This window comes from Actinomadura craniellae, from assembly GCF_003289645.1.
GTDB lineage: Bacteria > Actinomycetota > Actinomycetes > Streptosporangiales > Streptosporangiaceae > Actinomadura_D > Actinomadura_D craniellae.
Genome location: NZ_QLYX01000010.1, coordinates 109,536 through 121,333 on the forward strand (window position 1 = coordinate 109,536; position 11,798 = coordinate 121,333).

The 11,798-nt window shown below is 74.1% G+C and carries 13 protein-coding genes; 7 read left to right on the top strand and 6 right to left on the bottom strand.

Annotated features, from left to right (window positions below):
• Window positions 1-87: 87 nt before the first annotated feature.
• From DPM19_RS21525 to DPM19_RS21540, 4 genes are read left to right on the top strand one after another with little or no spacing between them, the layout of a single operon-like run.
• Window positions 88-582 (top strand): YbaK/EbsC family protein, encoded by a 495-nt coding sequence (locus DPM19_RS21525; RefSeq protein WP_111869943.1) that lies wholly within the window; start codon window positions 88-90, stop codon window positions 580-582.
• 58 nt (window positions 583-640) lie between these two features.
• Window positions 641-1,579, top strand: a complete 939-nt coding sequence (locus tag DPM19_RS21530) for a hypothetical protein (RefSeq protein ID WP_111869774.1) — start codon at window positions 641-643, stop codon at window positions 1,577-1,579.
• 10 nt (window positions 1,580-1,589) lie between these two features.
• Entirely contained in the window at window positions 1,590-1,928 is a 339-nt protein-coding gene (locus DPM19_RS21535; protein ID WP_111869775.1) for a hypothetical protein, read from the top strand.
• Between the two features lie 25 nt (window positions 1,929-1,953).
• Window positions 1,954-2,535, top strand: coding sequence for a GNAT family N-acetyltransferase (locus DPM19_RS21540; protein WP_111869776.1), 582 nt, complete (start codon window positions 1,954-1,956; stop codon window positions 2,533-2,535).
• On the opposite strand, the gene metF is transcribed toward DPM19_RS21540, so the two are convergent.
• A complete protein-coding gene (metF, locus tag DPM19_RS21545) occupies window positions 2,472-3,407 on the bottom strand; it encodes a methylenetetrahydrofolate reductase [NAD(P)H] (RefSeq protein WP_111869777.1) in 936 nt (311 codons plus the stop codon). The two genes, DPM19_RS21540 and metF, sit on opposite strands and share 64 nt — an antisense overlap.
• 104 nt (window positions 3,408-3,511) lie before the next feature.
• Here metF and DPM19_RS21550 point away from each other — a divergent pair, with 104 nt between their 5' ends.
• The 3 genes from DPM19_RS21550 (at window position 3,512) to DPM19_RS35380 (ending at window position 8,218) form a co-directional block, all read left to right on the top strand.
• Window positions 3,512-4,576 (top strand): polyprenyl synthetase family protein, encoded by a 1,065-nt coding sequence (locus tag DPM19_RS21550; protein ID WP_111869778.1) that lies wholly within the window; start codon window positions 3,512-3,514, stop codon window positions 4,574-4,576.
• Window positions 4,577-4,613: 37 nt separating this feature from the next.
• Window positions 4,614-5,639, top strand: a complete 1,026-nt coding sequence (locus tag DPM19_RS21555; protein WP_111869779.1) for a serine/threonine-protein kinase — start codon at window positions 4,614-4,616, stop codon at window positions 5,637-5,639.
• Between the two features lie 74 nt (window positions 5,640-5,713).
• Window positions 5,714-8,218, top strand: coding sequence for a bifunctional protein-serine/threonine kinase/phosphatase (locus DPM19_RS35380; protein ID WP_158566848.1), 2,505 nt, complete (start codon window positions 5,714-5,716; stop codon window positions 8,216-8,218).
• A 5-nt stretch (window positions 8,219-8,223) separates the two neighbouring features.
• Here DPM19_RS35380 and DPM19_RS35850 read toward each other — a convergent pair whose 3' ends face one another.
• The 5 genes from DPM19_RS35850 to DPM19_RS21585 are packed head-to-tail and all read right to left on the bottom strand — an operon-like array spanning window position 8,224 to window position 11,733.
• Window positions 8,224-8,388, bottom strand: a complete 165-nt coding sequence (locus DPM19_RS35850; RefSeq protein WP_199485210.1) for a hypothetical protein — start codon at window positions 8,386-8,388, stop codon at window positions 8,224-8,226.
• Window positions 8,389-8,421: 33 nt separating this feature from the next.
• The gene (locus DPM19_RS21570) at window positions 8,422-9,366 is read right to left on the bottom strand and encodes a hypothetical protein (RefSeq protein WP_111869780.1); all 945 of its coding nucleotides are present in this window, start codon (window positions 9,364-9,366) and stop codon (window positions 8,422-8,424) included.
• 13 nt (window positions 9,367-9,379) lie between these two features.
• Entirely contained in the window at window positions 9,380-10,054 is a 675-nt protein-coding gene (gene thiE, locus DPM19_RS21575; RefSeq protein WP_199485211.1) for a thiamine phosphate synthase, read from the bottom strand.
• Window positions 10,055-10,098: 44 nt separating this feature from the next.
• Window positions 10,099-10,473, bottom strand: a complete 375-nt coding sequence (locus DPM19_RS21580) for an Rv2175c family DNA-binding protein (protein ID WP_111869946.1) — start codon at window positions 10,471-10,473, stop codon at window positions 10,099-10,101.
• 57 nt (window positions 10,474-10,530) lie between these two features.
• Window positions 10,531-11,733 (bottom strand): NAD(P)/FAD-dependent oxidoreductase, encoded by a 1,203-nt coding sequence (locus tag DPM19_RS21585; RefSeq protein WP_111869781.1) that lies wholly within the window; start codon window positions 11,731-11,733, stop codon window positions 10,531-10,533.
• Window positions 11,734-11,798: the final 65 nt, after the last annotated feature.

Here is an 11,798-nt window from a genome sequence, read left to right on the forward strand (position 1 = left end):
GTCGCCCCCTATCGCTGTCACCATCCTGACGTGTTCGTTGGATGTTTCAAACCGGCCCGCGGGTTCGGCACCCCTAGAGTGCGGACCATGCATCCCAACGTCGCACGCGTCGCCGCCGCCCTCGCCGAGCGCGGCGCGACCGGAGAGATCATCGAACTGCCCGAGCCCGCCCCCACCGCCCAGGCCGCCGCCGAGCAGCTCGGCTGCCCCGTCGGCGCCATCGCCAACAGCCTGATCTTCGACGCGGACGGCGCCCCGCTGCTGGTGCTCACCAGCGGCGCGCACCGGGTCGACACCGCCAAGACGGCGGCGCTGGCCGGGGTGTCGAAGCTGCGGCGGGCCACCCCCGAGTTCGTCCGGGCGGCGACCGGCCAGCCAATCGGGGGCGTCGCGCCGGTCGGGCACCCGGCCCCCGTCCGCACGCTGGTGGACGTGTGGCTGGAGCGGCACGAGATCGTCTGGGCCGCCGGCGGGCACCCGCTGACCGTCTTCCCCACCTCCTACGCCGAGTTGCTGAGCATCACCGGCGGCACCGCGGCGGACGTCGGCGCGACCTTGCAGACAGCGCCCGACGGAGCGTGATACACCTGAAAGCCGGGGACCTCCCGCAACGACCGCAAACGCGATCACCGGAGCGCCGATGGGCGGACACAACGGCGGCATGCGCACCGGTCCGGGTGCGCGCGACCCGAACTTCCGCGGCATCGACCCGGCCGCGCTGGCCCACCTGATCAAACAGATGCAGGCCGCGAGCTCGGCGGTCAAGGGCTGGCTGGCCGGGCATCCGCCGCCGCCCGGGGTGGCCGCCACCGGCTACCGGCAGGCCGCCGACATCGAGCGGTGGGCGACCGAGCAGCTCGGCATGCTGACCCGGCGGCACAACTACGCGGTCACCCACCCCGACGCAGGCGGCGGGGTCACCGCGCCCGCACCGCCACCACGGCGCACGGGCACACCCCGCACCGGCGCCACCCCGCCCGGCGGCGGGGTCACCGCGCCCGTACCACCCCCGCGGCGGAAGGAGACGCCCCGCACCGGTGCCGCTCCGCCCGGCGGCGGGGTGAGCGCGCCGCCACCCCCGCGGCAGGCACCCCGGCAGCCCCATGTCACCCCCCGTGGCGCGGGCGACCTGGGCGACTTCCCCGACCGGCCGAGCGCGCTGCGGGCGGGCCGGGCGGACGCGCTGGCCGCCGACCGCGCGCTCGCCGACCGGAAACCCGTCCCCGACCCGGTCTGGAAGCGCCTCACCGCGCACGCCGACGACCCCGACTACACCGAGGCCCTGTTCGACCGGCTCGGCCCGGCCGGCGCCGCGGGCCTGCTGCGCACCGCGCAGGGCCACCCCGAGCGGACGGCCGCGCTGCGCGAGTCGTTCGGCACGGTGGGCCGGCACGCCCCGCTGGACGAGAAGTGGCTGCGCACGTTCCTCGCCCAGGCCGAACGCGACGGCCTGCGCACCGAGGCCCTGGCCCTGCTCGCCCGGGCCGACCTCGGCGACCGGACGCAGGCGGCGCTGGTCCGGGCCACCGGAGAGGCCACGACCCCGCGGGTGGGCGCCGAGCGTCCCGCCGCCGGATGACAGGAGTGTGATGGGCGCGCTTCCGCCACCCCCCAGCAGCGTTCCGCTCCCGTTCGACGGCGCCGCGGCCGCCACGCTGCCGCCCGGGCAGTCCCCCAACCCGGCCTACCGGCAGCTTTACCAGGCCTACCAGAGCGCCTACGGCAGCATCGACGAGCTTCGCCGGGCCCTCGACTCCCCGGTGAAGACGCTGAACGGCACCGACGCGTGGCTGGGGCCGGAGGCCCGGCAGTGGGGCGACCAGCTCGAGGACGGCCGGCGCCGGCTGCGCTCGGCGGCTGACCGCATCCTGTGGGACATCTACACCGCGCTCTCGGCCACCGACCGGGTCGTCGGTATCGCCGGGTGACGGCCGAGACCCTAGGCTCTGCCCGATGAGGGAGCCGAAGCTGCGCGAGGTCGACGCCCGGGGCTTCCGGCGCCGGCTGGAGCCGGTCGTCTACGACGTGTACGCCGCCGCGATGCGTCCCCCGGCCGAGCAGCTGCCCGGCCGGTACGCGGTCATCGCGCGGCACACCGAGTACCCGGGGTTCCGCGCCCTCGTGGCCGAGCGGCGGCGCGCGGTGCACGGCTTCGGGTACGGGTTCCACGGCTCCCCCGGGCAGTGGTGGCACGACGTGGTCCGCTGGGCGCTGGCCGAGGTCGGCGGCCCCGAGCACGCCGACACGTGGATGGCCGACTGCTTCGAGGTCGCCGAGCTGCACGTCCACCCCGACCACCAGGGCCGGGGGCTGGGCCGGGCACTGCTCACCGCGCTGTGCGAGGGCCGCACCGAACGCACGGTGGTGCTGTCGACGCTGGACCGGCCCGGGTCGGTCGCCCGCCGGCTCTACCGCTCGGTGGGCATGGTGGACCTGCTCGCCGGGTTCCGCTTCCCGGGCGGCGGCCCGCCCTACGCCGTCATGGGCGCGACGCTGCCACTGGCCGCCGCGCCGTCGACGCCGAGCAGCTCGTAGACCTCGCGGGTCGCCGTCGACTGGTTGAAGGTGATGAAGTGGATGCCGGGCGCCCCGGCGTCCAGCAGTTCCCGGCACAGCTCGGCGGCGTGCTCGATGCCCATCCGGCGCACCGCGTCGGGGTCGTCGGCCACCGCCTCGAACTGAGCCGCCAGGTCGGGCGGGAACGGAGCGCCCGACAGCTGCTCGGAGCGCTCGATGGTGCTGATCTTGGTGACGGGCATAATGCCCGGGATGATCGGGATGTCGCAGCCGTGTGCCGCGACCCGGTCGCGCAGCCGGAAGTAGTCGTCGGCGCGGAAGAACATCTGCGTGATCGCGTAGTCGGCGCCGGCCCGGCACTTGGCCACGAAGTGGCGGGTGTCGCTCTCGATGTCGGGCGAGCGCGGGTGCTTGTAGGGGAAGGCCGCGACCCCGACACTGAAGTCGCCGTACGACCTGATCATGTGCACCAGCTCGGCGGCGTACTCGACCCCCTCTGGGTGCCGGATCCACTCGCCCATCGGGTCGCCCGGCGGGTCGCCGCGCAGCGCCAGGATGTTACGCACGCCCACCCCGGCGAACCGCCCGATCAGATGCCGCAGCTCGGCGGTCGAGTGGTTGACCGCGGTGAAGTGCGCCACCGGGGTGAGGGTGGTGTCGGTCGCGATCCGCTCGACGATGTCGACCGTCTTGTCGCGAGTCCCCCCGCCCGCCCCGTACGTCACCGACACGAAGGTCGGCCGCAACGCCTCCAGCCTGCGGATGGTGTCCCAGAGGGTGTGCAGGCCCTTCTCGGTCTTGGGCGGGAAGAACTCGAACGAGAACGATTTCTCCCCGGTGGCGAGCAGCTCGCGGATCGTGGGGGTGCGGGCGGGCTGTACGGAGCGCATTCCCTCAGCCTAGCGACACGGCCTCGACAGCCTCTGGTCCTTGGGGGTCCCAAAACCGGACGAATATGCCCTCCCTTCGCCAGTTGCTCGATACCCTCAGCCCCATGTCCACCACAGAGTTCACCGGTCGCGTGCGTAAAGAGATCGACGAGGCGCTGTTCTCGTGGATCGACGAGCAGCGGCCGGGGCTGCTGGCCATCACCGACGACCTGGCCCCGATGATGACCGCACTGGACGCGCTCCTCGCCGGCGGCAAGCGGCTGCGCCCGGCCTTCTGCTACTGGGGCTGGCGCGCCGCGGGCGGCCCGGACGGCCCGGCGATCATGTCCGCGGCGGCCTCGCTGGAACTGCTCCAGGCGAGCGCGCTCATCCACGACGACGTCATGGACGCCAGCGACACCCGGCGCGGGCAGCCGGCCGTGCACCGGCGCTTCGAGATGATGCACCGGGCCGAGGGCTGGCCCGGCGTCGCCGAGTCGTTCGGCGCGGGCGCCGCGATCCTGCTCGGCGACCTGTGCCTGGCCTGGTCGGGGCTGCAGTACGAGAACAGCGGGCTGGACGACGCGACGTTGCAACGCGGCCGCGGAGTCTACGACCTGATGCGCACCGAGGTGATGTGCGGCCAGTACCTGGACCTACTGGAGCAGGCGCGCGGCCGCAACACGGTCGAGTCGGCGCTGCGCGTGGTCGAGTACAAGAGCGCCAAGTACACCATCCAGCGCCCGCTGCACCTGGGTGCGGCGATGGCCGGAGCCGACCAGGCGTTCATCGACGTGCTGGGCGCGTACGGGCTGCCCCTGGGCATCGCCTTCCAGTTGCGCGACGACGTCCTCGGGGTGTTCGGCGACCCGGCCGAGACCGGCAAGCCCGCCGGCGACGACCTGCGGGAGGGCAAGCGCACGGTGCTGGTGGCGCTGGCTCTGGAGCACGCCACCCCCGCCCAGACCGCGGTGATCGACGACCGGCTGGGCGACCGGGAACTCGACGCCGAGGGCGTCACCGCGCTACGCACGATCATCACTGACACCGGCGCGCTGACCGAGTGCGAGAAGATGATCGAGCAGTACGCCGACGCGGCGCGCGCCACGCTCGCCGCCGCCCCGATCTCCGGTGAGCCCCGGGAGGCGCTCACCGAGCTGACCGTGGCGGCGACCGCCCGCCGCGGCTGAGACCCCCGTCCCCCTTTCGGCCCAGTCGGAGTGTCCAGTGCCGGACAGTGGTGCCCCGCGCGGGAAGGGCGGGAAGGCCGGGAAGGCGTCGCCTTCCTCGTCTTCTTCGTCTTCTTCGTCCCGCGCATCCTCGCGAGCCGCGGCCGGCCGGGACGCGCTCGGTCCCGACGACCCGCGCCGGCTGGGCGGCTACACCCTGCTGCGGCGGCTCGGCGAGGGCGGCCAGGGGGTGGTCTACCTGGGCCGTGACGGCGACGGAAACCCGGTGAGCGTGAAGGTGCTGCGCGGCGGGCGGGCGGCCGGGCAGCGCGCCCGTGCCCGGTTCGTGAAGGAGGCCGCCGCCGCCCGCCAGGTCACCGGCCCGCACACCGCCCGGGTGCTCGCCGCCGACGTCGCCGGCGACCGCCCCTACATCGTCAGCGAGTTCGTCGAGGGCCCCTCGCTCCAGCGGCAGGTCACCGAGCACGGCCCCCTGGCGGGGGCACGGCTGCGCAAGGTGGCGCTGCGCACGGCCGGGGCGCTGGCCACGATCCACCGGGCCGGAATCGTCCACCGTGACTTCAAGCCCGGCAACGTGCTCCTCGGCCCGGACGGCGCCAAAGTGATCGACTTTGGCATCGCGCAGGCACCGGACTCCGACACGCCGCTGACGACCTCGCCGGTCGGCACCCCCGCCTACATGGCCCCCGAGCAGATCGAGGACGAACCCGTCGGCCCGCCCGCCGACGTGTTCGCCTGGGGCGCCACCCTGGTCTTCGCCGCCACCGGCCGGCCGCCCTTCGGCACCGGCCCGAACGCCGCGGTGATGCGCCGGATCGTCTCCCGCCCGCCGGACCTCGGTGACCTCGACGGCCCGCTGCGCGAGGCCGCGCTGCGCTGCCTGGACAAGAACCCCGCCGCCCGCCCCACCGCACCGCAACTCGTCCGGCTGCTCCGCAACGGCGCCCCGTCCGCCAAGCCCGCCGCCCCCCGGCGCATCCCCCGCTACCGCTGGCGCATGATGGTGGCCCTCGCCGTGGTCATCCCCCTCGGCTTCGTCCTGGGCATCCTGGTACCCACCTGACCGCCCCACGGGGACCTTTTCCGATAACTTGAACCTGTCCGCGGGGTGTCGGCCGGGGGTCGGGTGACGAAGAGTTGACCAGGATCGGGCTCAGCTACGCCGCCCGCTCCGACGTCGGCCTCCTCAAGGAGGGCAACGAGGACTCGGCGTACGCCGGCCCGCACCTGCTGGCCGTCGCCGGCGGCCTGGGCGGGCACTCCGGCGGTGCGACCGCCAGCGCGCTGGTCGTCGGGGAACTGGCCGGCCTGGACACGCGACCACCGGAGAGCCACCGGCTGCTGGAAACCCTCGAACAGGCGGTCAAGTCCGCCAACGAGAAGCTGCACCACATCGTGGAGTCCGACCCGGCCCTGCAGGGGATGGGGACGACGCTCACCGCGATGCTGTGGGCGGGCAACCAGGTCGCGCTGGTGCACATCGGCAACTCCCGGGCGTACCTGCTGCGCGACGGCAATCTGTTCCAGATCACCCACGACCACACCCTGGTGCAATCGCTGGTCGACGAGGGGCGGATCACCCAGGACGAGGCGGCCTCGCACCCGCAGCGCTCGCTGCTACTACGCGCGCTGGACGGGTGGGGAGACACCGAACCGGACCTGTCGCTCCGCAAAGCCAAGCTCGGCGACCGCTACCTGCTGTGTTCGGACGGCCTGTCCGACATGGCCACCGCCGATGCCATCTTCCAGGTGCTCAGCGACTACACCGAGCCCGAGCAGGCGACCAGGTCGCTGATCGACCTGGCCAACCGCGGTGGCGGCCCCGACAACATCACCTGCGTGGTGGCCGACGTCATCGACCGGGACCGGCGACCCCCGCTGGTCATCGTCCCCCGGCTCGCGGGCGCCGCGGCGAACGCGAGCGTGGTCGACGACCGGGAGGCACCGTGGGCGGACACCTCCGCGCAGCCGGCCGCCCCGCCCATCATCGGGCGGCACCACATCCTCGGCGAACTGCGCTCGGACGGGCTGTCCATCACCTACCTGGCCCGCTCCCCCGAGGGGCGCCAGGTCGCCGTCGAGGCCCTCCGCCCGCACACGGCCGCCGACCCGGCGAACCGGCAGCGGTTCGGCCGGGCGATCCTCGCGATGAGCCGCGTCCGCTCGGCCCACACGGTCGGCGTCCTGGAAACCGCCCCCCACGGCGACCCGCCGCACGTCGTGCTGGAGCACCTGGAGGGCAGGTTCCTGAACGAGGTCGTCGAACAGGACGGGCCGCTGGCGCCGGAGCCGCTGGCACGGCTGGCGGCCGGGACGGCGACCGCACTCGCCGACATCCACCGGGCCGGTGTGGTCCACCGCGATGTCAAGCCGAAGAACGTCCTGTACACGGCCGATGGCCCCAAGCTCACCGGCTTTTACATCGCCCGGGCACTGGACCGCGACGACGCCGACATCACCACGCCGGGAACGTTCATCGGAACGCCCACCTACCTGTCGCCCGAAGTGCTCGCCGGAGAACCGGCCGGCCCGGCGAGCGACGTCTTCGGCTGGGCACTGACCGTCCTCTTCGCCGCCACGGGGTGGAACCCCTTCGAGGCCGACACGGTGGAGGAGACCCTGCGGCGGGTCTCCGGGCCGGCCCCGGCCCTGCCCAGGGTGCCCGGCCCCGTCGGCCCCCTGATCCGCCGGTGCCTGGACCGGGACCCGGCCCGGCGGCCGGGCGCCGCCGAGTTGCTTCCGGCCCTCGGCGTCGCGCCGCCGCCCACCCTGCCCCTCCCCGGAACGGAGGAGTTCACGGCGGCGACGCGGGACGACGCCCTCCGGCACGCCGACTTCTCACTGCCGGGTTACCAGGTCCAGGAGATGCTGGGCGAGGGCGGTTTCGCCACCGTCTACCGGGCTCGCCAGATTTCGCTGGACCGCGACGTGGCCGTCAAGGTGCTCGACCGCCGGCTCGGCGAGCGCGACCTGCGCCGGTTCCGGCGCGAGGTCGACGCGGCCGTCCGGCTCTCCGGGCATCCCGGGGTGGTGGCCGTCCACGACCGCGGCACGCTCGACGACGGGCGGCCCTTCCTCGTCATGGAGCTGTGCCCGGGCGGCTCGCTCGCCGACCGGCTCCACCGGGACGGGCCGTTGCCGCCCGGCACCGTGCGGCGGTTCGGCGTCCAGATCGCCGACGCCGTGGCCGCCGCGCACGAACTGGGCGTGCTGCATCGCGACATCAAACCGGCCAACCTGCTGCTGAGCCGGTTCGGCCTGGTGGCCCTGGCCGACTTCGGCATCGCGGTGCTCGCCGACCCCGGTCAGGATCACTCCGTGACGTTGTCGATGACGCCCGCCTACGCGGCACCGGAGATGTTCAAGGGCGCCGACCCGAGTCCGGCCAGCGACGTCTACTCCCTGGGCGCGACCCTGTACGCGTTGCTGGCCGGCCGAGCCCCGCACTCGCCCGACCGGCAGCTACGCCCCGAGGCGTTGATCGCCCACCTGATCCGGCAGCAGGGCGCGCCTCTGCCGAGAGTCCCCGGGGTGTCCGACGCGCTGATGGACGTCCTGCGGCGGGCTCTGGACCCCGACCCCGCGACGCGCTACCCGACGGCGGTCCGGCTGCGCGACGCGCTCACCGCCCTGGACCCGTAACGCCCTCACCAGTGCGGGGGGCGCTCCTCGAGGAGGTGGGCGTCGTCGGACTCGGTCGAGCGCCACTCGCCCCAGCCGGTGTCGGTGTCGTCGCCCGTCTGGTCGGGCAGGATCTCGAACTCGTCGTCGGCCAGGTCGACCGGACGCTCCTCATCGGGTTCGATGCTCATGGGCCCATTGTCGGGGATCACCACCGGCCGCTCTCACCCGGGCGGCGTGTCGCCGGCCACCCGCCCGCCGGCGACCGGGCGCCGCCGCGCCGAGAGCCCACGGGCGCGCGCGGACCTGACGTGCGCCACGCACTCGCGGGCCAGGGCGGTGCGGTCGATCCCGTCCCAGGTGAATCCGGCGTCGGCCGTGGCGAAGGCGTCGCCCGCCAGGTGCCACAGGTCCGCCAGGAGCTCCGCCTGGGCCTCCCGGTTGAACTCCGTCCAGCGGGTGCGGCCGCGGGTGAGCTCGGCCGCCCAGTCGTAGGCGTCCGGCAGCGCCCACTGCGCCCAGAGTGCCTCCACCGCGTAGCGGGCGCCCAGATGCCGGTACTGCCAGACGTGCGCGCACTCGTGCACGAACACCTCGGGCCGGCGGGCCGAGTCCACGGCCTTGAGGTAGATGGTGTCGCCGAGCACGAACGCCCGGTCGCTGAGGCCGAACAGGCCGGCGCGGCCCGGCACCACCCGCACCGTGTAGGGCGCGATCGAGTCGCCGTAGACCTTGCGCAGCAGGTCGCGTTCGACGTCGGTCAGCGCCCGCTCGCGCAGTTGCAGGAACAAGATCGCCTGCAGCAGGGCCAGGGCCTTGCCGAGGACGAGCAGCACGCCGCCCGCGACGCTCGCGACCAGGTCGGCCAGGCCTGCGGCGCGCAGCCGGGCGTCGCGCGTCACGACACCGCCGGCCAGCCGGACGGCTCCGCAGCCGGCACCCGCCACCAGGCCGAGCGCGGCCTTGACGGTCGTCGCGACGAGGTCGCAGGCCGCGGACACCACGCTGCCCCACCAGCGCAGCACGAACGCCGGCGCCGGACCGGCGACCGGGATCCGGCCGAGCGCGGCACCGGCCGCATGACACCCGTTCCGGCCCGCCGTCCCCATGCTCTGGAGCACGTCGGAGGCGGCCTCGGCAACGGCGTTCACCGCGCGCTGGACCGGCACCGGCCCTCCCAGGTCAGTACACCGGACGAAGGCGGCGGCACAGTTCCGCCGCCGCCGCGGCGGGATCGGCGGCCTCGGTGAGGGCGCGGACCACCACCACGCGGGTGGCGCCCGCGGCCAGCACCTGGTCGATGTTGCCGGCGTCGATGCCGCCGATCGCGAACCAGGGCCGGGTGCTGTGCCGGGCGGCGGCGTACTTCAGCAGGCCGAGGCCCGGTGCGGGCCGCCCCGGCTTGGTCGGGGTGGGCCACACCGGGCCGGTGCAGTAGTAGTCGACGCCGGGTTCGGCCGCCGCCGCGGCGGCCTCCTCCTCCGCGTGGGTGGAGCGCCCGATCAGCACGTCCTGCCCGACGATCGCCCGGGCGACCGGGACCGGCAGGTCGCCCTGCCCCAGGTGGAGCACGTCCGCCCGCGCCGCCAGGGCCACGTCCGCGCGGTCGTTGACCGCCAGGAGCGCCCCGTGCCGGTCACAGGCCTCCCGGAAGACCGACAGGTACTCGATCTCCTGCCGGGCCTCCAGGCCCTTCTGCCGGAGCTGCACGATGTCGACGCCACCGCGCAGCGCGGCGTCCAGGAAGCCGGGGAGATCGCCCTGGCGTTCCCGGGCGTCGGTGCAGAGGTAGAGCCGGGCCCGGTCGAGCCGGGCCCGGAGCGCGACGGCGCGATCGGACAGCAGGTGCCTGGGCACGGTGGGAGGCGTCCCTTTCTCCACGGGCCCCGCCGCTGGCGGGGTCAGAACGCGAGAGCCTGGGCCCGGCGGCGGATCTCGGTTCCCCGGTTCTCCAGGAGCGCCTGGGCAGGCGTTCCGGGCAGCGTGTCATCGGGGGTGAAGAGCCACCTCAGGGCTTCGATGTCGTTGTAGCCGGCGTCCGCCAGCAGGGTGAGGGTGCCGGGCAGACCCTTGACGACCTGCCCCTGCTGGACGAAGGCGGCGGGGATGCGGAAACCCTCTTCACGCTGGGCTCCCAGCAGTTTGTGGTCGCGCAGCAACTGCTTGACCCGGCTGTGGTTGACGCCGAGCCGCTCGGCCGTCTCCGTGGTGGTGAGCCAGTCGTCCACCAGGGCCGCCGTCGGGGAGTCGAGGGTGTGTTCAACGGTGGTGTGCATCTGCGTCACGCCCCCTGCGTACCACGTGTGAGGACTTCCGAAACCCGCGGGCGGCCCTCAGCCGCGGACCGCCTCGCGCAGCGGAACGTCGGGGTCGGCCAGCGCCTCGGCGTCGACGGCCACGCCATCAGCGATGATCTTGCGGGCCTGGACCAGGTCACGCGGCCGGCCGACGCTGATCAGGGCCACCAGACGGTCGTCGGCGAGCCAGCATCCCGCCCAGCGGGCGTCCCGCGGGTCGCCCCGGTAGAAGAACCGCTGCGCGGCGGGGTGGTACCCGACGTACTGCACCATGCGGCCGAACTGCTCGGACCAGAAATAGGGCACCGCGTCGTACACCGCCTCCCCGCCCAGCAGGGCGGAGACGGCCGTCTCGGGGGCGTTGAGGGCGGTGTCCCAGTGCTCGACGAGCAGCCTGCGCCCGTACCGGTCGGACCACCAGGCGGCGCAGTCGCCCACCGCGACCACGTCGGGACGGGTCTGCCCCGCCACGGAGGCGCGCAGCGAGGCGTCGGTCACCACGCCCCGCTCGACGTCCAGCCCGGATCCGGCCAGCCAGCCCACCTCGGGGCGCACCCCGATGCCGACCACGACCTCGTCGGCGTCGATCCGGCCGCCGTCGGCCAGGGTCAGCCCGCCGACGTCGACGGACGCGACCTTGACGCCATAGCGCAACTCGACGCCCGCCTCGGCGTACCAGGGGGCGGTGTGCGCGCCGATCTCGGGGCCGAGCGCGATGGCCAGGGGAGTGTCGGCGGCCTCGACCACGGTGACCCGGCAGCCCTTCTTGGCCGCCGTGGTGGCGACTTCGGCGCCGATCCAGCCCGCGCCGACGATCGCCACTCGGGTGCCCTCCACCAGGCGGTCGCGCAGTGTCCTGGAGTCTTCGATCGTCCGCACCACGTGCTGCGGGCCGTCTCCGGGCAGCCTGATCGGGGTCGCTCCGGAGGCGATCACCAGCCCGTCGAAGGGCAGGTCTCCGGCGGTGCTCTCGACGGTCCCGCCCCCGCCGGCGGAGAGCCGCAGCCCGGTGGCGCGCTCGCCGAACAGCAGGTCGGCGTTGAGGGCGTCCCAGTCGGCGTCCACCGTCGTGTCGTCGCGCTCGCCCATCAGGACGGCCTTGGACAGCGGGGGCCGGTCGTAGGCGCGGTGCCGCTCCGCCGACAGCAGGGTCAGCGACCCCTCGTACCCTTGCGCGCGCAGTGCCTCGACCGCTCGTAGCCCGGCCAGCCCGCCACCGACAACGATCACCCTGTTCATGGCCAAGGATGGTAGTACGCGGCATCCGACGGAGATCGGTGCAGGCTACCCGTAAGCGGGGATCT

What these genes read in the sequence shown, in the direction of transcription:
- DPM19_RS21525 (WP_111869943.1), top strand. Translation starts at nt 88, where the DNA reads ATGCATCCCAACGTCGCACGCGTCGCCGCCGCCCTCGCCGAGCGCGGC.
- DPM19_RS21580 (WP_111869946.1), bottom strand. Translation starts at nt 10,473, where the DNA reads ATGCACACCACCGTTGAACACACCCTCGACTCCCCGACGGCGGCCCTG.
- DPM19_RS21585 (WP_111869781.1), bottom strand. Translation starts at nt 11,733, where the DNA reads ATGAACAGGGTGATCGTTGTCGGTGGCGGGCTGGCCGGGCTACGAGCG.
- DPM19_RS35850 (WP_199485210.1), bottom strand. Translation starts at nt 8,388, where the DNA reads ATGAGCATCGAACCCGATGAGGAGCGTCCGGTCGACCTGGCCGACGAC.
- DPM19_RS21550 (WP_111869778.1), top strand. Translation starts at nt 3,512, where the DNA reads ATGTCCACCACAGAGTTCACCGGTCGCGTGCGTAAAGAGATCGACGAG.
- DPM19_RS21535 (WP_111869775.1), top strand. Translation starts at nt 1,590, where the DNA reads ATGGGCGCGCTTCCGCCACCCCCCAGCAGCGTTCCGCTCCCGTTCGAC.
- metF (WP_111869777.1), bottom strand. Translation starts at nt 3,407, where the DNA reads ATGCGCTCCGTACAGCCCGCCCGCACCCCCACGATCCGCGAGCTGCTC.
- DPM19_RS21540 (WP_111869776.1), top strand. Translation starts at nt 1,954, where the DNA reads ATGAGGGAGCCGAAGCTGCGCGAGGTCGACGCCCGGGGCTTCCGGCGC.
- DPM19_RS21530 (WP_111869774.1), top strand. Translation starts at nt 641, where the DNA reads ATGGGCGGACACAACGGCGGCATGCGCACCGGTCCGGGTGCGCGCGAC.